Origin of the sequence: Streptomyces sp. NPDC058045 (genome assembly GCF_042885635.1) — a bacterium.
Classification (GTDB): domain Bacteria; phylum Actinomycetota; class Actinomycetes; order Streptomycetales; family Streptomycetaceae; genus Streptomyces.
In genome coordinates, this window is the sequence record NZ_JBHVRR010000023.1 from 1 (window position 1) to 19,254 (window position 19,254).

General features: G+C 72.8%; 17 protein-coding genes. 11 read left to right on the forward strand and 6 right to left on the reverse strand.

The features are described 5' to 3' along the window. On the forward strand, positions 1-840 hold an 840-nt coding region (locus ACFVST_RS16115), incomplete at its 5' end, for an ATP-grasp domain-containing protein (protein WP_390151416.1). A gap of 20 nt (positions 841-860) precedes the next feature. Beyond that, positions 861-1,742 carry a succinate--CoA ligase subunit alpha gene (gene sucD / locus ACFVST_RS16120; protein WP_390151419.1) on the forward strand — a complete coding sequence of 294 codons (882 nt, stop codon included), beginning with the start codon at positions 861-863 and terminating at the stop codon, positions 1,740-1,742. Positions 1,743-1,820: 78 nt separating this feature from the next. On the opposite strand, the gene ACFVST_RS16125 is transcribed toward sucD, so the two are convergent. Continuing rightward, complete coding sequence (locus ACFVST_RS16125; RefSeq protein ID WP_390151422.1) at positions 1,821-2,666, reverse strand: RNA polymerase subunit sigma-70; 846 nt, start codon at positions 2,664-2,666, stop codon at positions 1,821-1,823. A gap of 159 nt (positions 2,667-2,825) precedes the next feature. Here ACFVST_RS16125 and ACFVST_RS16130 point away from each other — a divergent pair, with 159 nt between their 5' ends. Beyond that, positions 2,826-4,442, forward strand: a complete 1,617-nt coding sequence (locus ACFVST_RS16130; protein ID WP_390151424.1) for a DUF6350 family protein — start codon at positions 2,826-2,828, stop codon at positions 4,440-4,442. A gap of 13 nt (positions 4,443-4,455) precedes the next feature. Here ACFVST_RS16130 and ACFVST_RS16135 read toward each other — a convergent pair whose 3' ends face one another. Further along, positions 4,456-5,388, reverse strand: a complete 933-nt coding sequence (locus tag ACFVST_RS16135) for a hypothetical protein (protein WP_390151427.1) — start codon at positions 5,386-5,388, stop codon at positions 4,456-4,458. A gap of 338 nt (positions 5,389-5,726) precedes the next feature. On the opposite strand from ACFVST_RS16135, the gene purN reads away from it, so the two are divergent. After that, positions 5,727-6,353 carry a phosphoribosylglycinamide formyltransferase gene (purN, locus tag ACFVST_RS16140; protein ID WP_390151430.1) on the forward strand — a complete coding sequence of 209 codons (627 nt, stop codon included), beginning with the start codon at positions 5,727-5,729 and terminating at the stop codon, positions 6,351-6,353. Then, the gene (gene purH, locus ACFVST_RS16145) at positions 6,350-7,918 is read left to right on the forward strand and encodes a bifunctional phosphoribosylaminoimidazolecarboxamide formyltransferase/IMP cyclohydrolase (protein WP_390151433.1); all 1,569 of its coding nucleotides are present in this window, start codon (positions 6,350-6,352) and stop codon (positions 7,916-7,918) included. Before purN ends, purH begins: the two co-directional genes overlap by 4 nt. Before the next feature lie 114 nt (positions 7,919-8,032). Here purH and ACFVST_RS16150 read toward each other — a convergent pair whose 3' ends face one another. Further along, positions 8,033-8,704, reverse strand: a complete 672-nt coding sequence (locus ACFVST_RS16150) for an RDD family protein (RefSeq protein WP_390151436.1) — start codon at positions 8,702-8,704, stop codon at positions 8,033-8,035. A 288-nt stretch (positions 8,705-8,992) separates the two neighbouring features. Between ACFVST_RS16150 and ACFVST_RS16155 the strand changes: the two genes are divergently transcribed. The 3 genes from ACFVST_RS16155 to ACFVST_RS16165 all read left to right on the forward strand — a co-directional run bounded on the left by ACFVST_RS16155 (position 8,993) and on the right by ACFVST_RS16165 (position 11,921). After that, positions 8,993-9,856, forward strand: a complete 864-nt coding sequence (locus ACFVST_RS16155) for a bifunctional methylenetetrahydrofolate dehydrogenase/methenyltetrahydrofolate cyclohydrolase (protein WP_390151439.1) — start codon at positions 8,993-8,995, stop codon at positions 9,854-9,856. After that, positions 9,853-10,317, forward strand: a complete 465-nt coding sequence (locus ACFVST_RS16160) for a DUF3017 domain-containing protein (protein WP_390151442.1) — start codon at positions 9,853-9,855, stop codon at positions 10,315-10,317. Before ACFVST_RS16155 ends, ACFVST_RS16160 begins: the two co-directional genes overlap by 4 nt. A gap of 614 nt (positions 10,318-10,931) precedes the next feature. Next, positions 10,932-11,921 carry a malate dehydrogenase gene (locus ACFVST_RS16165; protein WP_390151445.1) on the forward strand — a complete coding sequence of 330 codons (990 nt, stop codon included), beginning with the start codon at positions 10,932-10,934 and terminating at the stop codon, positions 11,919-11,921. 76 nt (positions 11,922-11,997) lie between these two features. Here the strand turns inward: ACFVST_RS16165 and ACFVST_RS16170 are convergent, their stop codons facing one another. Next, a complete protein-coding gene (locus ACFVST_RS16170) occupies positions 11,998-12,879 on the reverse strand; it encodes a hypothetical protein (RefSeq protein ID WP_390151448.1) in 882 nt (293 codons plus the stop codon). Between the two features lie 179 nt (positions 12,880-13,058). Here ACFVST_RS16170 and ACFVST_RS16175 point away from each other — a divergent pair, with 179 nt between their 5' ends. After that, positions 13,059-14,561 carry an aldehyde dehydrogenase family protein gene (locus ACFVST_RS16175; RefSeq protein ID WP_390151451.1) on the forward strand — a complete coding sequence of 501 codons (1,503 nt, stop codon included), beginning with the start codon at positions 13,059-13,061 and terminating at the stop codon, positions 14,559-14,561. A 35-nt stretch (positions 14,562-14,596) separates the two neighbouring features. Here the strand turns inward: ACFVST_RS16175 and ACFVST_RS16180 are convergent, their stop codons facing one another. Further along, the gene (locus ACFVST_RS16180; RefSeq protein WP_390151454.1) at positions 14,597-15,880 is read right to left on the reverse strand and encodes a peptidoglycan DD-metalloendopeptidase family protein; all 1,284 of its coding nucleotides are present in this window, start codon (positions 15,878-15,880) and stop codon (positions 14,597-14,599) included. 313 nt (positions 15,881-16,193) lie between these two features. Here ACFVST_RS16180 and ACFVST_RS16185 point away from each other — a divergent pair, with 313 nt between their 5' ends. Beyond that, positions 16,194-16,532: a hypothetical protein gene (locus ACFVST_RS16185; protein WP_390151457.1), complete on the forward strand. Its 339-nt coding sequence runs from the start codon at positions 16,194-16,196 to the stop codon at positions 16,530-16,532. A gap of 76 nt (positions 16,533-16,608) precedes the next feature. On the opposite strand, the gene rocD is transcribed toward ACFVST_RS16185, so the two are convergent. Continuing rightward, positions 16,609-17,829 carry an ornithine--oxo-acid transaminase gene (gene rocD / locus ACFVST_RS16190; protein WP_390151460.1) on the reverse strand — a complete coding sequence of 407 codons (1,221 nt, stop codon included), beginning with the start codon at positions 17,827-17,829 and terminating at the stop codon, positions 16,609-16,611. Positions 17,830-18,111: 282 nt separating this feature from the next. Here rocD and trpS point away from each other — a divergent pair, with 282 nt between their 5' ends. Then, a complete protein-coding gene (trpS, locus tag ACFVST_RS16195; RefSeq protein WP_390151463.1) occupies positions 18,112-19,188 on the forward strand; it encodes a tryptophan--tRNA ligase in 1,077 nt (358 codons plus the stop codon). The last annotated feature ends 66 nt before the right edge of the window (positions 19,189-19,254 follow it).

Consider the following 19,254-nt stretch of genomic DNA (forward strand, 5'->3'; position numbering starts at 1 on the left):
TTCCTGGCCATGGCCTCGGTGGCCGGTGGTATGGACATCGAGGAGGTCGCGGCGACCACGCCGGAGAAGCTGGCGAAGGTCCCGGTCGACGCCAATGACGGGGTGAGCGAGGAGAAGGCGCGGGAGATCGTCGCGGCGGCGAAGTTCCCGGCCGAGGTCGCCGACCAGGTCGCCGATGTGCTGGTCACTCTCTGGAAGACCTTCGTCGCGGAGGACGCGCTGCTGGTCGAGGTGAACCCGCTGGCCAAGGTCGCCTCCGGCCAGGTGCTCGCGCTGGACGGCAAGGTGTCCCTGGACGCCAACGCCGAGTTCCGCCAGCCCGACCACGCGGCTCTGGAGGACAAGGCCTCCGCCAATCCGCTGGAGGCCGCGGCCAAGGCGAAGAACCTCAACTACGTCAAGCTCGACGGCGATGTCGGCATCATCGGCAACGGTGCCGGGCTGGTCATGTCCACTCTGGATGTCGTCGCCTACGCCGGTGAGAAGCATGGCGGGGTCAAGCCCGCCAACTTCCTGGACATCGGTGGTGGCGCCTCCGCCCAGGTGATGGCCGACGGCCTGGAGATCATCCTCGGTGACCCGGACGTCAAGTCCGTCTTCGTGAACGTCTTCGGTGGCATCACCGCGTGCGACGAGGTCGCCAACGGCATCGTGCAGGCACTGGAGTTGCTGAAGAACAAGGGCGAGGACGTCACCAAGCCGCTGGTGGTCCGCCTCGACGGCAACAACGCGGAGCTGGGTCGCAAGATCCTCTCGGACGCCAACCACCCGCTGGTCCAGCGCGTGGACACCATGGACGGCGCGGCCGACAAGGCCGCCGAGCTCGCGGCCGCGAAGTAAGGAAGAGGGACAAGAAAGCCATGGCTATCTTCCTCAACAAGGACAGCAAGGTCATCGTCCAGGGCATGACCGGTGCCACCGGCATGAAGCACACCAAGCTCATGCTCGCCGACGGCACCAACATCGTCGGCGGTGTCAACCCGCGCAAGGCCGGCACCTCCGTCGACATCAACGGCAACGACATCCCCGTCTTCGGCACCGTCGCCGAGGCCATGGAGAAGACCGGCGCCGATGTGTCCGTCCTCTTCGTGCCGCCGGCCCACGCCAAGGCCGCCGTGGTCGAGGCCATCGACGCCGAGATCCCCCTCGCCGTCGTCATCACCGAGGGCATCGCCGTCCACGACTCCGCCGCGTTCTACGCCTACGCGCAGTCCAAGGGCGGCAAGACCCGCATCGTCGGCCCCAACTGCCCCGGCCTCATCACCCCGGGCCAGTCCAACGCCGGCATCATCCCGGGCGACATCACCAAGCCGGGCCGTATCGGCCTGGTCTCCAAGTCCGGCACGCTGACGTACCAGTTGATGTACGAGCTGCGTGACATCGGCTTCTCCTCGGCCGTCGGCATCGGCGGTGACCCGGTCATCGGCACCACCCACATCGACGCGCTGGCCGCCTTCGAGGCCGACCCGGACACCGACCTGATCGTGATGATCGGCGAGATCGGCGGCGACGCCGAGGAGCGCGCCGCCGACTTCATCAAGGCCAACGTCACCAAGCCGGTCGTCGGTTACGTGGCCGGTTTCACCGCGCCCGAGGGCAAGACCATGGGCCACGCCGGCGCCATCGTCTCCGGCTCCTCCGGCACCGCCGCCGCCAAGAAGGAGGCCCTGGAGGCCGCGGGCGTCAAGGTCGGCAAGACTCCGACCGAGACCGCCGAGCTGGCGCGCGAGCTGCTCTCCTGACGCGCCGGGCACCCGGGCACACGGCGGGCCCGCACCCCTCGGGGTGCGGGCCCGCCGCCGTGTCCGCGGCCGCCCCGCTCAGCGGGACTGCGGATGCACCCGGTACGGGCCGTGGCCCGGGGCGCGGAGCAGCCTGTCCTGCAACGGGGAGCGGGCCGGCGGGCCCGCCGGGGGAGCGGCCAGCGGCCCCGCGCCCGCCCCGGTGTCGGACAGCGGCACCGGCACCCCGCGGGCCAGCGGCGGCTCGTAGTGGGTCGGCGCCGTCTCCAGAGTGACGGCGGTGGCGCCGACGATCAGCACGGTGAGCGCGATGGCCGCGGCGGTGATGTGCCGGCTGCGACGCTCACCGCCACCGCGTACCACCGCCACCCGCGGTGGCAGGATGCCCTCCCGGCCCGCCAACTGCTCCAGGGCGCGGTGCAGTTGCCCGGGGTCGCAGAGGTCGGGCAACCGGTCGGCCACCGCCTGCCGGGCCAGATCGAGACGGGCGGCCGCCGCCCGGGTGGAGGCCTCCGTCTCCGCCGCGACCTCCGGCAGCCCCAGCCGCATCCCGTCGTGCAGCAGCAGGGTGCGGCGGCGCGGCGGGGGCAGCGCCAGCAGGGCGCCGAGCAGCGGGCCGTCCTCGGCGGCGGTCGGCGCCTCCCGCCGCCGGTGCGCCGGATTCAGCCGCCGCCACGGGGAGAGCGCGTACTCGTGCGCCGCCGCCCGCACCCAGCCCGCCGGATCCCCGTCCGCCGCCACCCGCGGCCACTGCTGCCAGGCCAGTTGGAAGGCCCGCTCCACCGCCTCCCGTGCCAGCGCCCGCCGCCCCGTGAGCAGAAAGGTCTGCCGGACGAGGAAGGGGGCGCTGTGGGTGTAGAGCGCGTCGAAGGCCTCCGCGGGGGTCGGCCGGGGGGCCGCTTCGGCGCTGCCGCTGTCCGTCATCTGCCGCCCTCCGCGTCCGCCGTGGTGCGGTGCGCGTCCGCCGCGGTGGCGTCTGTCGAACGCCACCCGGGTCGCCCTTCGAAAAAACACATAAGCGCATCTTCTGTGACACGTGCAGCAATGGTCTGTTACGCCGCGAATGTGCGTGTCGTTGGCAGCATGGCGGGCGTGAAACCGACGCCCGCCCACAGCACCACCCCGCTGCCGCCGCTGCTCGCCCGGCTCTCCCGGCCCCGGGAACGCCGCCGCTCCTTCGCCGACTGCCTGCTCGCGGGCGCCCTCGCCGCCGCACTCGGCCTCGGTGTACTCGGCGTCCTCGTCCTGCTGTTGTGGATCAGCTCCCCCTACCCGGACAGCGGGCCCGGCGGCGCCCTCCACCTCATCGCCTCCCTCTGGCTGCTCGCCCACGGAGCCGGACTCGTCCGCGGCGACACCCTCACCGGCGGCACCGCCCCCCTCGGCCTCACCCCGCTGCTGCTGCTCGCACTGCCCGCCTGGCTGGTGCACCGCGCCGCCCGTGACGCCGCCCGCGACGACACCCCCGCAGAACCGGACCCCGCCGACCCCGCCGCCCCCCTCGGCCGCACCGCCGCACCCGCCCGTACCGCCTGGGGCGGCGTCGTCCTCGGCTATCTGCTGACCGGGGCCGCCGTCACCGCCTACGCGGAAGGCGGCTGGCTGCGGCCCTCCTGGCCGTCGACCGCCTTCGCACCACCACTGCTGGCGGCCTGCGCGGCGGCCCTCGGCGTATGGACCGCGGCCGGCCACCCCTGGCCCCCCGCACACCCCGCAGTCCCCGCCGCCGTACTGCGCCACGCCGGCGCCGCCCGTGCCGCCGTACGTGCCGTGCCGGTGCTGCTCGCCGGTGGGGCGCTGCTCGCGGTGGCCAGCCTGGTGCGGCACCGGGGCGCGGCCGGTGGCGATCTGCTGCATCTCACAGGGGGCTGGTCGGGACGGCTCGCGGTCCTGCTGCTCTGCCTGGCGCTGCTGCCCAACGCGGCCGTCTGGGGCGCCGGTTACGCACTCGGGCCCGGCTTCCTGCTCGGTGCCGGGCATCCGGTGGGGCCGCTCGGCACGGACCAGGTGCCGCTGCTGCCCCGCTTCCCGCTGCTGGCCGCACTACCGGGCGAGGGCTCAGGCACACCGCTGACCTGGGCGGTGGCCGCGGTCCCGGTGGTGGCGGCGGTGGTCCTCGCCCATGGCCTGATCCACTCCGCACGCAGTCCCGAGGAGGCGGGCGGGGACTCCGAACGCGGCCCGGGCGCCTGGCAGTTGACGAGGGCGCTGCGGGAACTGCCGGTCGCGGCGCTGCTGGTCGGCCTGGCCGTCGCCGGGCTCGCGGCGCTCTCCGGCGGACCGCTCGGCGGGCACCGGCTGGCCGCCTTCGGCCCGCAGTGGTGGGCGGCGGGCGCCGCGGCCGCGGCCTGGACGGCGGCCATCGGCGCACCCTGCCTCGTCCTCGCCTGGGCCTGGAGCCGCCGTACCGCCTGGTGGCGCGCACTCCGCGGCACCGGCGAAGAGTCCAAGGGTGTGCCGGAGCAGCAGGGCAGCCCCGGCCGGTCCCGGTCCTGGCGGGCCTGGCTGGGATTCGCCGTACCGGGCACGGACCAGGCCCCGGCCGCCCGCACCCCGGCCCCCAGCCCCACCACCCCCGGCGAAGCCGCACCCTATGACCTGTCCACCGGCGGCTACGGCACGGACTCCGGCACCTACGAGGACGGCGAGGAGTACGGGGTGCTGCCCGCGGAGGGAGTGGCGCCGCCCGCCGAACGCTGAGGCGGGGCGGGCGTCACCTCTGCTCGGAGAGGAGGGGGCGGAGGTTCTTCGGGAGGAGGTCCTCGCAGGAGTGCTTGGCGGTGGTGGTGAGGGAGTCGCTGACGCAGGTGTAGTAGTCCCGGTAGATGACCTGGGCGGCGAAGCCGGCGGCCACGATGGACAGCGCGAGGGCCGCTGTGACCAGGCCGCTGATCGCGGCGGTGGCCTGCGGCCGGGCGCCGCCGCCCGGACCGGCCGGGGCCGGCCCCTGCGGACGCGCCGGCTCCGGCCGCCGCGCGGCGCTCACCGCCCTGTCCGCCCCGCCGCCCTCGGGGCCGGTACCGGATTCGGGGCGGGGGGCGCCGTGCAGGGAGCTGATGCCCCAGTACAGGGCCAGGGCGCCGAGGAGCAGGGCGGGGTAGCGCCAGCCGAAGAGGGCGAAGAAGAACGCCCACATGCCGCCGAGCAGGGCGTACCGGGCGCGCCGCTGGGCCGGGTCGGTCGGGTCCCAGCGCATACCGCCCTGGGGGCTCTGCGGTCCTTCCGGGCCAGACTGCTGGCGGCCGGGGCGGTCACCGAAGCCGCCGCCCGGGGTGCCGCCGGGCTGCCGGTCGCTCCACTGACCCCAGGGCGAGCCGCCCTGCCCGCCGTCCTGCTCGGGGCGGCGCGGCTGCCAGGGCCGGTCCGGGGTGCCCTCCGGCGGCGCCGCGAACGGGTTGTCGTCCTGGGCGCCGGAGGAGTCGCCCGCGTGGTCGGAGCCGTTGCCCTTGCCGTCGCTGTCGCCACTGCCGTCGTCGTCGGGGCCGCTGTCGGAGCCTGAGCCGTCGCTGTGCGGTGGGGCGGAGCGGTGCTCGCGCAGCAGGGCGCCGCCGGCGAGTGGTGCCGGACCGCCGCCGGGCAGCGGTGCACCGCCCGATAGCGACGCACCACTGGGCAGCGGAAGGAGGCGGTGGCTTCGGTCCGGCATCAGGTGTGCGTCTTCCCCTCGGAGAACTGCTGGCGGAAACTGCTGGCGCTGACGTCGACATCACATGAGCGACGCCCCACGAGTGACATGAGCGACAGCGCTTGAGCGATCCCCGGATCGCTCCGGTCACGTCGACCGTTGAACGACCGGTGGACCGGGCGCGTTCCCGCCGGTCCTCCCCAGACGCTACCTGCCGGCCACGCCCCCGTCCCGTGGGGGCCGCCCCGGCTGCCCGGTATCGTTGCCGATGGTCGGCCGCTTCGTAGGGTTCCCCGTATCCAGGGGCGCGAAGCCTTCGTACGACCGCACAAGACGCTCCTGCGAGAAAGGGCCCCGCTGTGGCCGCCAAGCGCCTCGTCGTGCTGGTCTCCGGATCAGGTACGAACCTCCAGGCTCTGCTCGACGCCATCGAGGCGGAGGGACCGGACACCTACGGGGCGCGGGTCGTCGCCGTGGGCGCCGACCGGGACGGGATCGCCGGGCTCGACCGGGCCCGGGCGGCCGGTCTGCCCACCTTCGTCTGCCGGGTCCCGGACCACGCGGACCGGGCCGGGTGGGACGCGGCGCTCACTGAGGCGACCGCCGAGTACCGGCCGGACCTGGTGGTGTCGGCCGGTTTCATGAAGATCGTGGGCAAGGCGTTCCTGGCCCGCTTCGGCGGGCGGATCGTCAACACCCACCCCGCCCTGCTGCCCAGCTTCCCCGGCGCCCACGGCGTGCGGGACGCCCTCGCCTACGGTGCGAAGGTCACCGGCTGCACCGTCCACTTCGTCGACGACGGCGTCGACACCGGCCCGATCATCGCGCAGCGCGCGGTGGAGGTCGTGGAGGAGGACACCCGCGAGGGCGCGGCAGCTCTGCATGAGCGCATCAAGGACGTCGAGCGACGGCTGCTCGTCGAGGTCGTGGGACGCCTGGCCCGCGACGGTTACCGCATTGAGGGACGAAAGGTACTGATCCCGTGACAGCCGAACCCACCAACGCAACGCTGCCCATCCGCCGGGCCCTCGTCAGCGTCTACGACAAGACCGGCCTGGAGGACCTGGCCCGCGGGCTGCACGCGGCGGGGGTGGAGCTGGTGTCCACCGGGTCCACCGCCGAGCGGATCGCCGGCGCCGGTGTCCCGGTCACCAGGGTGGAGGAGCTGACCGGCTTCCCCGAGTGCCTCGACGGCCGGGTCAAGACGCTCCACCCGCGGGTGCACGCCGGCATCCTCGCCGATCTGCGGCTGCCGGACCACCGCCGGCAACTCGACGAACTCGACGTGCGGCCCTTCGAGTTGGTGATCGTCAACCTCTACCCGTTCCGGGAGACCGTGGCCTCCGGCGCCACCCCCGACGAGTGTGTGGAGCAGATCGACATCGGCGGCCCGTCCATGGTGCGCGCCGCCGCCAAGAACCACCCCTCGGTCGCCGTGGTCACCAGCCCCGACCGGTACGGGGACGTGCTTGCCGCGGTCCGCGCCGGCGGCTTCGACCTCCCGGCCCGCAAGCGGCTCGCCGCGGAGGCCTTCCAGCACACCGCGGCCTACGACGTGGCCGTCGCCTCCTGGTTCGCCGGGGACTATGCCGCGGCGGACGACAGCGGCCACCCCGACTTCCTCGGCGCCGTCTACTCCCGTAAGAACGTGCTGCGTTACGGGGAGAACCCGCACCAGGGCGCCGCGCTCTACGTCACCGGCGAGGGCGGGCTCGCCGAGGCGGAGCAACTGCACGGCAAGGAGATGTCCTACAACAACTACACGGACACCGACGCCGCCCGCCGCGCCGCCTACGACCACGACGAGCCCTGTGTGGCGATCATCAAGCACGCCAACCCCTGCGGTATCGCGGTCGGTTCGGATGTGGCGGAGGCCCACCGCAAGGCGCACGCCTGCGACCCGGTCTCCGCGTACGGCGGGGTGATCGCCGTGAATCGGCCGGTGTCCAGGGAGTTGGCCGAGCAGGTCGCGGAGATCTTCACCGAGGTCATCGTGGCCCCCGGCTACGAGGAAGGGGCGCTGGAGGCGCTCGCCAGGAAGAAGAACATCCGGGTGCTGCGCGCCCCCGAGGCCCCGGCCGCCCCGGTCGAGTTCCGCCAGATCGACGGCGGCGCGCTGCTCCAGGCCACCGACCGCTTGCAGGCCGGCGGCGACGACCCCGCCACCTGGACACTGGCCGCCGGGCAGGCCCTGGAGCCCGCGGAACTGGCCGAGTTGGCGTTCGCGTGGCGGGCCTGCCGGGCGGTGAAGTCCAACGCGATCCTGCTCGCCCGGGACGGTGCCTCGGTCGGCGTCGGCATGGGCCAGGTCAACCGGGTCGACTCGTGCCGCCTCGCGGTGGAGCGGGCCGGGGAGGAGCGGGCGCGCGGCTCCTACGCGGCCTCCGACGCGTTCTTCCCGTTCCCTGACGGGCCGGAGATCCTGATCGCGGCCGGGGTGAAGGCCATCGTCCAGCCCGGTGGCTCCATCCGCGACGAGCAGGCCGTGGCCGCCGCGGAGAAGGCGGGCGTGACGATGTACTTCACCGGGACCCGCCACTTCTTCCACTGACACCGGGCGCCCGGCACACCGGCCGGGCGTCCCGTACGGCGAAGGGCCGTGCTCCGCGGGTGCGGGGCACGGCCCTTCGGCGTCCCGGGGGAGCCCCGGGGCGGTGCGGCGTGGTCAGTTCTGGATGACCATGGTGCCGGCGGCCTTGTCGTGCCAGCCCTGCTGACGCCCCGACTTGTCCCAGAACGGCGAGAGGTAGACCAGGAGTTGGCCGATGCCGCAGGCGAGGGAGCCGACCATGGGGATGATCCAGCGGACGAACGCCTTGCCCACACCGGGCTTCTGGCCGGTCTCGACGTCGACGACGCGGATGCCGACGGCCAGCTTGCCGAGGGTGCCGCCGACGAGGGCGGTCATCAGCCACTCGTAGAGCAGGCCCACCACGGCGAGGATGCCGATCACCGCGCCGAAGGAGGCGGCGACGCTGCTGCCCGCGTCGTTGACACAGGACGAGTAGTCGGCGGCGCCGGAGTCGCATTTGCTCGCCGAGGAGGCGGCGCCGGCGACGCCGATGGCGACCAGGATCCCGTAGATGACGCTGAAGGCCACACCGTCGATGAGGCGGGCGCCGAGGCGGCGGCCCATGGAGGCCACCCGCGGCATCCCGCCGGGGAATCCGCCCTGGTAGCCCGGCTGCTGCGGGTAGCCGTAGCCGCCCTGCGGCGGGACACCCCCTTGCTGCGGGTAGCCGTAACCGGGCTGCTGGCCCTGCTGCGGGTAGCCGTAGCCGGGCTGGCCCTGATTGGGGTCCGGCTGGCCGTAGGGATTCGGGGAGCCGTAACTCATGGCGGATTCCTCCGTTGACAACTGCGGGGACGACGCGGATCGCGCGGAGGAAAGGCGCGATTCGAGCGGTTCTGCCCCCCAACACTGCCCGCGGACTGCGGCCCACATCGTCGTGCGTGGCGTCTGGATTTGTCCAGTCAAGGCCGTCAGGTGTTGTGCAAGTGCAATGTGTGCGGCGCCGGGTGCCCGGCGGTGGATCAGGCCGGCCGTGACCGCCCGCCGCGGGTTCCGGTCTCTCCACCCGGACCGGATTGGATCCGGTGCCCCGGCATCCGGGAAGATGGGGGTATGACCGCCCAGATTCTCGATGGCAAGGCCACCGCAGCCGCGATCAAGTCCGAACTGGCCGCCCGGGTGGCGGTGCTGAAGGAGCGGGGCGTCACGCCCGGCCTCGGCACCCTCCTCGTCGGCGAGGACCCCGGCAGCCAGAAGTACGTCGCCGGAAAGCACCGGGACTGCGCCCAGGTCGGGATCGCCTCCATCCAGCGCGAACTGCCCGCCTCCGCCACCCAGGAGGAGATCGAGGCGGTCGTACGCGAGCTGAACGCCGACCCGGCCTGCACCGGCTACATCGTGCAACTGCCGCTGCCCGAGGGCATCGACGAGAACCGCGTCCTGGAGCTGATGGACCCGGCGAAGGACGCCGACGGCCTGCACCCCACCAACCTCGGCCGCCTGGTGCTGAACGAGCCCGCCCCGCTGCCCTGCACCCCGTACGGCATCGTGCGGCTGCTGCGGGAGCACGGGGTGGAGATCGGCGGGGCGGAGGTGGTGGTCGTCGGGCGCGGCGTCACCATCGGGCGCCCGATGCCGCTGCTGCTGACCCGCCGCTCCGAGAACGCCACCGTCACCCAGTGCCACACCGGCACCCGCGACCTCGCCGCCCATCTGCGGCGTGCCGACATCGTGGTGGCCGCGGCGGGGGTGCCGCACCTGGTCAAGCCGGAGGATGTGAAGCCGGGCGCGGCCGTGCTGGACGTCGGTGTCTCCCGCGACGAGCACGGGAAGATCGTCGGCGATGTGCACCCCGGGGTGGCCGAGGTGGCGGGCTGGCTCTCGCCCAACCCGGGCGGCGTCGGCCCCATGACCCGCGCCCAGTTGCTGGTGAACGTGGTGGAGGCCGCGGAGCGCGACGCGCGGTCCGGCCGGTGAGCGCCGCGGTGACCAAGGACGGCGGGCGACCCGGGGAGCAGGGCGCGGCGGGCGGGCGGACCCGGCGTTTCCCCCGTCTCACCCGGGACACGGCACGGCCCGAGGGCGGCGGCCGGGCCGCCTCGGGGGACGCTCCGGCGCCGGCCCGCCAGTGGCCGGTGCTGACCGTCGTCGGGGTGACCGGCCTCGGCTTGCTGCTGACCGCGCTGGACGCGTTCCGGGTGGGCACCCTGCTGATCGGGGTGGCGCTGCTCACGGGGGCGGTGCTGCGGTGGACGCTGCCCTCGGTCGGGATGCTCGCGGTGCGCTCCCGCTTCACCGACATGCTGACCTACGGGGTGCTGGGCCTGGCCATCGTGCTGCTGGCGCTGATGGCGCAGCCGCATCCGTGGCTGGAGATCCCGTTCCTGGGGGACATGCTCCACTTCACCGTCAGCGGCGGAGACCCGGCCACCGGTTGAGCCGGGTGCGCCGGGTGTGCCCAACGGCCCCTGTTCTCAAGGGAGTTGGGCGGCGCCCATCCTCTCCCCCGAGTCAGGACGGGCGCCGCACCAACAGAGTCATGGACCTACCGAAGAGGATCAAGACATGTCCGGCGTCCGTGGCACGGAAGTGACCGTTCCATTACGGTGTGCCCGGCTCGTGACGAGGCCCTGACGAGGCAGGTTCGGCGCTCAACCGCCGGGCAGGCGGGCCTTCGTGGAAACCGTGAGAAGAGTGCAGGATTGCTCGCGCCCGACGGGGGCAACTGCATGGCATCCCCCCACGGGAGGCGCACCCCCGCGGCGGCCGCACGGTCTTCCCCCACGGACCGTACGGCCGCCGGCCGCCACCGCTGCGTACGGGCGGCCCCAACCCCCTTGCGGGCGGCCGGGGATGACCCGAAGGCACGTTCTGTGGGACGGGCCACACCACACTTCGCACCCCGGTCCGGCGGGGCGCGATAGCCTGACCGCCGGATCTCTCTTGACGCCGAGAGATCGATCACCCGCAGTACTGATCGATCATCGGGTGCCACCAGGGGTCCCGCATCCGGGCAGGGACGCCCACCGCCAGCAGTCATACGGAGAACGCCATGACCCGCACTCCCGTGAACGTCACCGTCACCGGCGCGGCCGGCCAGATCGGTTACGCCCTTCTCTTCCGCATCGCCTCCGGCCAGTTGCTCGGCGCGGACGTTCCGGTGAGGCTCCGGCTCCTGGAGATCACCCCGGCGCTCAAGGCCGCCGAGGGCACCGCCATGGAACTGGACGACTGCGCCTTCCCGCTGCTCCAGGGCATCGACATCACCGACGACCCGAACACCGCCTTCGACGGCACCAACATCGGCCTGCTCGTCGGCGCCCGCCCCCGCACCAAGGGCATGGAGCGCGGTGACCTGCTGGAGGCCAACGGCGGCATCTTCAAGCCGCAGGGCAAGGCCATCAACGACCACGCAGCGGACGACGTCAAGGTCCTGGTGGTGGGCAACCCGGCCAACACCAACGCCCTGATCGCCCAGGCCGCCGCCCCGGACGTACCGGCGGAGCGCTTCACCGCGATGACCCGCCTCGACCACAACCGCGCGCTGACCCAGCTCGCCAAGAAGACCGGCTCCACCGTGGCCGACATCAAGCGCCTCACCATCTGGGGCAACCACTCCGCCACCCAGTACCCGGACATCTTCCACGCCACCGTCGCCGGCAAGAACGCGGCCGAGGTGGTCGACGACGAGAAGTGGCTGGCGGAGGACTTCATCCCGACCGTGGCCAAGCGCGGTGCCGCGATCATCGAGGCCCGCGGCGCCTCCTCCGCGGCCTCCGCCGCCAACGCCGCCATCGACCATGTGCACACCTGGGTCAACGGCACCGCCGAGGGCGACTGGACCTCCATGGGCATCCCCTCGGACGGCTCCTACGGTGTGCCCGAGGGCATCATCTCGTCCTTCCCGGTCACCACTGAGAACGGCGGCTACCGGATCGTCCAGGGCCTGGAGCTCAACGAGTTCTCCCGTACCCGGATCGACGCCTCGGTCCAGGAGCTGACCGAGGAGCGCGAGGCGGTCCAGGGCCTCGGCCTCATCTGAGCCACCCCCGCCCGCCCGGGGCGGCACACAGGAGGGGCACCGCACACCCGCGGTGCCCCTCTTTGCGTTTCCGGTGTCACACGCGGTGGACGCGGTTCTCCAGGACGGCGACATCGACGCTGCTGGAGGTCGGCGGCGGCTGGGCGTGCACCGGCCGCTGGTACTCGGTGAGGCGGACCCGGACGTCGGCGCCGGGGCCGCGCTGGGTGAGCTGCACCGGGTAGGGGCGGCCGCGGGTGGCGACATAGAGGGTGTTGGCGGTGCCCTTCTGCTCGCGGACCAGGGGGAGTGCCTCGACGCCCCCGACCTGGGTGGGGCGGCCCTTGTACGCCGGGGGGCCGCCGTTCCGGCCGCCGGCGCCGTCGGTGAGCTGGTGGCGGAAGCCGTCCAGGTCGCAGGCGCCGGCCAGCGGGGAGAGCAGGCTGTCGCGGGTGGTGCCGTGCACATAGCGGCCGTGCACCTTGCGGGCCATGGCGTCGCCCCGGTCCTGGAGCTGGCCCCGCCAGAAGGCGCGGTCCGGCTTCATCCAGATCTCGTCGCCGCGCTTGACCATGGTGACGCTGCCGCCGCCCCCCAGGGTGAGGCTGCCCCGGCAGTCCCCGCGGGTGTCGAGACGCAGATCCATGGCGGTGAGCTGGTTTCCCGCGGAGCCCGCCTCGCCGCGGTCGTCGAGGCGCAGCCGCAGCGAGTCCGCGCCGAGCAGCGCCGAGCGTGCCTTGGCGGCGACCTTGCCCGGGTCGAGGCGCTCGACGCCGTTGGGTTTTCCGCCGTCCCCGTCCTCGGCGGCGGCCCCCGGCGCCAGCGGCCCGGCGGGGGCCAGCAGGGCGGCGGTGCAGCCGGCCGCCGCGAACCACCGGCGCCCTCGGCGGCGCCCGCCCGGCGCGGCCGGTGCCGGGGTGCCTTCCGGGGAGTGGGTGAGCGGTCGGCCCTGGCGGGTTCCCGGTGGACGACGGGGCATGGCGTCACCTCCAACGGCAAATCACCCAACAGAGTACGTATCGCCCCTGGATGTCGCATGTGGAGTGGTGTACGGCACCTTCGGGACGGGTTCGGCATGGTTCCGCCCGACCCGGGCAAGTGGTCCCGATCGCCGGGACGCCCGGCCGGCAGCACAGCGCGAGGAAAGGCGTACGGTACGTGTCCGCAGCAGAGACCATCCATGTGGGCGGGGAGTGGCGCCCGGCCGTCTCCGGGAGCACCCGCGAGATCATCGACCCCGCGGATGGCAAGCCGTTCGCGGTGGCCGCCGAGGGGGACCGGCGGGACGCGGACGCCGCGGTGGAAGCCGCCCGCGCCGCCTTCGACCACGGCCCCTGGCGCCACACCCCGGCCGCCGACCGGGCCGCCCTGCTGCGCCGCACCGCCGACCTCCTGATACGCGACCGGCAGCGACTCGGCCTGCTGGAGAGCCGCGACACCGGAACGACCACCGAGGAGGGCCGGGCCGCCGCCGACCGCGCCGCCGACACCTTCCGCTACTTCGCCGACCTGGTCACCGCCGAGGGCGCAGGCCGGGTCGTGGACGCCGGTACGGCGGATGCGCACAGCGTCGTCGTCCATGAGCCGGTCGGTGTCTGCTCGCTGATCACGCCCGGCAACTCCCCGCTGGGCCAAGCCAGTTGGAAGATCGCGCCGGCGCTCGCCGCGGGCAACACCTTCGTCGTCAAGCCCAGTCGGCTGACGCCGATGACCACCGTCGCCCTGGTCCGGCTGCTCGGTGCGGCCGGGCTGCCCGCCGGGGTCGCCAATATCGTCACCGGACCCGGCCGCACCGTCGGCGCCCGGCTGTCCGAGCATCCCGCCGTCGACCTGGTGTCCTTCACAGGCGGGCCGGCCGGCGGCACCGAGGTCGCCCGGGCCGCGGCCGCCGGTCTGAAAAGGACCGTCCTGGAGCTGGGCGGCAGGAACCCCGACCTGGTCTTCGCGGACGCCTGCGAGACCGACGAGGGCTTCGACACCGCCGTCGACCAGGCCCTCAACGCCGCCTTCCGCCACAGCGGCCAGGCCCGCTCGGCGGGCGCCCGCCTCATCGTCGAGGAGTCGGTACGGGAGCGGTTCGTCACCGAACTCGCCCGCCGCGCCGCCCGGATCCGTATCGGCCGCGGCACCGAACCGGGCGTGGAGTGCGGCCCCCTCGTCTCCGAGCGGCAGCGCGAGCGGACCGAGTCCCTGGTGGCGTCCGCGCTCGCCGAGGGCGCCGCGCTCCGCACCGGCGGCCGCCGCCCCGAGCCCACCGCCCGGCGCCCCGCCACCGGCTACTACTACGAGCCGACGGTGCTGGACCGGTGCCACCGCGACATGCGCGTCGTCCGCGAGGAGCTCCGCGGCCCGGTGCTCACCGTGGAGACCTTCCGCACCGAGGACGAGGCGATCGCCCTCGCCCATGACACCGGGTACGGCCTGGCGGGCTCGGTGTGGACGACGGACGCCGCCCGTGCCCACCGGGTCGCCGCCGCACTGCGCCATGGCACCGTGTGGATCAACGATGTCCACCGCTGGCTGCCGCAGGCCGAGTGGGGCGGCTTCGGCAAGTCCGGCACCGGCCGCGAGCTGGGCCCCGCCGGACTCGCCGCGTACCGCGAGACCAAGCACATCTACCAGAACCTGTCCCCGCGCCCTGTCCGCTGGTTCGCCGGCTAGGGCCGGGTGCCCGGTGGCGTATGCGGCGGGTGCCGTCAGAAGACGTGCTTGAAGGACTGCCAACCGTGCCCGAGCTGCACGCGGTTGCCGAAGCCGCCGCCGCTGTGCGGGTAGTACCAGAGGTCGCCCTTGTCGTCGACGCCCAGCACATCCGCCTTGCCGTCCCCGCTGAAGTCGGAGGCGAAGACCCGCTGGAACGACTGCCAGCCGTGGCCGATCTTCGACGGGCTGCCGAAGCCGCTGCCGACGTGCGGGTAGTACAGCAGGTCACCGGCGCTGTTGACGGCGAGGACATCCGCCTTGCCGTCACCGCTCCAGTCCGCCGCCATCACATGCTTGAACGAGCCCCAGCCCGGACCGAACTTCTTCGGTGTGCCGAAGCCGTTGCCGACGTGCGGGTAGTACATGAGCTCGCCCGCGCTGTTGACGCCGAGGACGTCCGCCTTGCCGTCACCGCTGAAGTCCGCTGCCATGACGTGCTGGAACCCGCCCCAGCCCTGGCCGATCTGCTGGGCCGGCGAGAGCTTGAAACCGTTGTTGGGGTAGTACAGCAGCCGCCCCTTGGCGTCGACGCCCAGTACGTCGGCGGCGCCGTCACCGCTCCAGTCGGCGGCCATCACCTGCTTGAAGTCCTGCCAGCCGTGGCCGAGCTTCCGGGGCGGGGACAGCCGGTAGCCGTTGTTGGGGTAGTACATGAGGTCGCCCGTGCCGGTCACGCCCAGTACGTCGGCGGCGCCGTCACCGCTGAAGTCCGACACCCGCTCGCCGTCGGGGTGCAGGGAGTTGAGGCTGTTGCGGCTCGTCGGCGCGTAACCGGTGGGGTAACTGGTGCCGGTCTCCACGGAGTTGGGGATCTCGCGGCTGAGCTGGCTGCTGCAGTGCACGATGTTCCAGTGGAGGTGCGGGCCGGTCGCGTTGCCGGTGGCCCCGGAGAGGGCGACCCGCTGGCCTCTGGCCACTCTCTGCCCGGCGTTGACGCTGGTCGAGCTGAGGTGGGCGTACTGGCTGCATCTGTTGTCGCCGTGGTTGATCAGCACCATGATGCCGCCGCCGTTGGTCCAGCCCTCGAAGTAGACGGTGCCCGCGGCGGAGGCGACGATCGGGGTGCCGTTGGGCATGGCGAAGTCGACGGCATGGCGGTTGTAGTCGTCGTTGTGCGAGTAGCCGCTGCCAGGGGTCTGCGTGATCGTGTACGCCGACCCGGCCGGGTACGGCAGCATGAAGGGGGCGCCGGCGGCCGCATGAGCGGACCCGAGTGGAACCGTGAGCCCCAGGGATGCGAGGAGCACGGCCCAGACGGTGACAATGCTGCGACGCATACGCGCCTCCTTGTTCGGTTGTCCCGCCGCGCCCGGTTGTCCCGCCGCACAATGTGACGCGCGTAGACGAACGGGACACGGAGAGCGGCAAGTTGGGTTCGCTTGATTGGCGGGGACCATAGCCAGCGCACCCGCGGTTGTCGAGAGCCCCCGGACCCGCGGTGGCCGCCGCCGTACGTAACCGGCTTCACCTGACGCCCCGTCGCCCCCGCCGCTACCCTGTCCCGCGGCCGGAACTCATCGGTGTCGACCGGAAGTTGACGGAAATTCAAGCGACGCGGGCGAGGCCCGCGCCGGGATACGGGGGACAGCGATGGCGGACATACGGCGGCGACTGCGTGCGGGCACGGTACTGCTCGGCGGCGTCGCACTCCTGGCGACCACACTCACCGCCTGCTCGTCGGACCACGACAAACGCTGTGTGGACCGCGGCAGTTACCGCTACGACCGCGGCTACCGCGTCGTCTCCGACAAGGACTGCAACTCCGGTTCCAGGGGCGACTGGTACTACGGCGGCAGCTCCAAGTCCGGCTGGGTGGAAGGCGGTTCCTTCACCAAGCCGCGCTCCGGCACCTCCGCCGGCAACTCCGGCGGCAGCCACCGCAAGCACGGCGGCTACGGCAAGAGCCGCCGCAGCGGTTCACGCCGCTGACGGCCACCGCCCGCAACAGAACGCGACCGCCGCCCCGCCGATTTCCGGCGGGGCGGCGGTCGCGGTATCCGGCAGGTCAGCCCTGGAGCACGGCCCGCAGCCGCTCAAGACCCCAGTCCAGGTCCTCCTTGCTGATCACCAGCGGGGGCGCGATCCGGATGGTGGAGCCATGGGTGTCCTTCACCAGCACACCCTCGGCCATCAGCCGTTCCGAGATCTCCCGCCCGGTGCCCCGCGCCGGATCGATGTCCACCCCGGCCCACAGCCCCCGGCCCCGGACCGCGCGCACCGCACCACCCGGCTCACCCGCCAACACCCCCAGCTCACGGTGCAGATGCTCACCCAGCTCCGCCGCCCGCTCCTGGTACTCCCCGGTCCGCAGCATCCCGATGACCTCCAGGGCCACCGCGCACGCCAGCGGGTTCCCGCCGAAGGTGGAGCCGTGCTCGCCGGGCCGGAACACTCCCAGCACCTCGTCCGAGGACACCACCGCGGACACCGGCACCACCCCGCCGCCCAGCGCCTTGCCCAGCACGTACATGTCGGGCACCACGCCTTCGTGCTCGCAGGCGAAGGTGCGCCCGGTGCGGCCGAGCCCGGACTGGATCTCATCGGCGATGAAGAGGACGTTCCGCTCCCGGGTCAGCTCCCGCACCCCGGCGAGATAACCCGGCGGCGGCACCAGCACCCCCGCCTCACCCTGGATCGGCTCCAGCAGCACCGCCACCGTGTCCTCGCCGTCCTTGTCCAAGGCCGCCCGCATCGCCTCCAGGTCCCCGTACGGCACGATCTCGAAGCCCGGGGTGTACGGGCCGAAGTCGGCGCGGGCCTCCGGATCGGTGGAGAAGCTGACGATGGTGGTGGTGCGGCCGTGGAAGTTGTCCGCGGCGACCACGATCTTCGCCCGGCCGTCCGGCACGCCCTTCACCCGGTAACCCCACTTGCGGGCCGTCTTGACCGCCGTCTCCACGGCCTCCGCGCCGGTGTTCATCGGCAGCACCCGCTCCATCCCGCACAACTCGGCGAGCCGGGTGCAGAAGTCGGCGAAGCGGTCGTGGTGGAAGGCACGCGAGGTCAGGGTGACCCGCTCCAACTGGGCCCGCGCGGCGTCCAGCAGCCGGCGGTTGCCATGGCCGAAGTTGAGCGCCGAGTAGCCGGCGAGCATGTCGAGATAGCGGCGGCCCTCGACGTCGGTCATCCACGCGCCTTCGGCGGTGGCGACGACCACGGGCAGCGGATGGTAGTTGTGCGCGCTGTGCTCATCCGCGGTGGCGATGAGGGTCTGCGAACGTGTCACGGGATCTCCGTTCCTGGCGGCACCTGCTGGGGTGGGGCCTACGGCGGTGGTACCGGTGTGGGCCCCTTCCTATCGTCGCTCACCGGGGGGCGGAGGAAACCTTCCGGTGGCCGCGGACTGCCACCGGATCGCCGGCGGGACGGGGCGGGTGTGTTCCTCGTCTCAGCGGGCGCCCCGGGCGGGGTGTCCTGCCCGGTCCGCGGGCCGGGCGGGGGCGGGGCGGCGGGTCCGTGGCGGGGCCGTGGGAGATCCGTTCCCAAGCTGTCGCGGACACCTGAGAGAATGAGGGACATGGCCACCGACCGCTCATCCGTCACCGCCGGCAACACGCAGCCGAGCGGCCCCGCCCGGGGCACCCGTCCCCGTGTGCTCTCCGGTATCCAGCCCACCTCCGGCTCCTTCCACCTGGGCAACTACCTCGGCGCCGTACGCCAGTGGGTGGCTCTCCAGGAGTCGCACGACGCGTTCTACATGGTGGTGGACCAGCACGCGATCACCGTGCCGCAGGACCCGGCGGAGCTGCGGCACAACACCCGCCTGTCGGTGGCACAGCTCCTGGCGGCCGGGCTCGACCCGGAGCGCTGCACCCTCTTCGTGCAGAGCCATGTGCCCGAGCACGTCCAGCTCGGCTGGATCATCACCTGCCTCACCGGCTTCGGCGAGGCGTCCCGGATGACGCAGTTCAAGGACAAGTCGGCCCGGCACGGCAGCGACCGCACCTCGGTCGGCCTCTTCACCTACCCGATGCTGATGGTCGCCGACATCCTGCTCTACCAGGCCGACGAGGTGCCGGTGGGCGAGGACCAGCGCCAGCACCTGGAGCTGACCCGCACCCTCGCCGAGCGCTTCAACACCACCTACGGCGACACCTTCACCGTCCCCGGCGCGTACATCCTCAAGGAGACGGCGAAGATCTACGACCTCCAGGAGCCGTCGGCCAAGATGAGCAAGTCGGCCGCCACCCCCAAGGGCCTGGTCAGCCTGCTCGACGAGCCGAAGGCCACCGCGAAGAAGGTCAGGAGCGCCGTCACCGACACCGACACGGTGATCCGCTTCGACCGCGAGGCCAAGCCCGGCGTGAGCAATCTGCTGAGCATCTACTCCACCCTCACCGGAACCGGTATCGGCGAACTGGAGCAGAAGTACGCCGGCAAGGGCTACGGTGCGCTGAAGACGGACCTCGCCGAGGTCATGGTCGACTTCGTGACACCCTTCCGGGAGCGCACCCAGCAGTATCTGGACGACCCGGAGACGCTGGACTCCATCCTCGCCAAGGGCGCGGAGAAGGCCCGTGCGGTCGCCGCCGAGACCCTCGCCCAGGCCTACGACCGGGTGGGCTTCCTCCCGGCCAAGCACTGACCGCGGCCCCGGCCGCCCTCAACTCACAGCACACTTCAGGCAGTTGCGACAGCAGGACGGGAGGTA

Coding starts and splice junctions, on each gene's coding strand:
- sucD (WP_390151419.1), top strand. CDS start 861: ATGGCTATCTTCCTCAACAAGGACAGCAAGGTCATCGTCCAGGGCATG.
- ACFVST_RS16125 (WP_390151422.1), bottom strand. CDS start 2,666: ATGACGGACAGCGGCAGCGCCGAAGCGGCCCCCCGGCCGACCCCCGCG.
- ACFVST_RS16130 (WP_390151424.1), top strand. CDS start 2,826: ATGGCGGGCGTGAAACCGACGCCCGCCCACAGCACCACCCCGCTGCCG.
- ACFVST_RS16135 (WP_390151427.1), bottom strand. CDS start 5,388: ATGCCGGACCGAAGCCACCGCCTCCTTCCGCTGCCCAGTGGTGCGTCG.
- ACFVST_RS16150 (WP_390151436.1), bottom strand. CDS start 8,704: ATGAGTTACGGCTCCCCGAATCCCTACGGCCAGCCGGACCCCAATCAG.
- ACFVST_RS16155 (WP_390151439.1), top strand. CDS start 8,993: ATGACCGCCCAGATTCTCGATGGCAAGGCCACCGCAGCCGCGATCAAG.
- ACFVST_RS16165 (WP_390151445.1), top strand. CDS start 10,932: ATGACCCGCACTCCCGTGAACGTCACCGTCACCGGCGCGGCCGGCCAG.
- ACFVST_RS16170 (WP_390151448.1), bottom strand. CDS start 12,879: ATGCCCCGTCGTCCACCGGGAACCCGCCAGGGCCGACCGCTCACCCAC.
- ACFVST_RS16180 (WP_390151454.1), bottom strand. CDS start 15,880: ATGCGTCGCAGCATTGTCACCGTCTGGGCCGTGCTCCTCGCATCCCTG.
- ACFVST_RS16185 (WP_390151457.1), top strand. CDS start 16,194: ATGGCGGACATACGGCGGCGACTGCGTGCGGGCACGGTACTGCTCGGC.
- trpS (WP_390151463.1), top strand. CDS start 18,112: ATGAGGGACATGGCCACCGACCGCTCATCCGTCACCGCCGGCAACACG.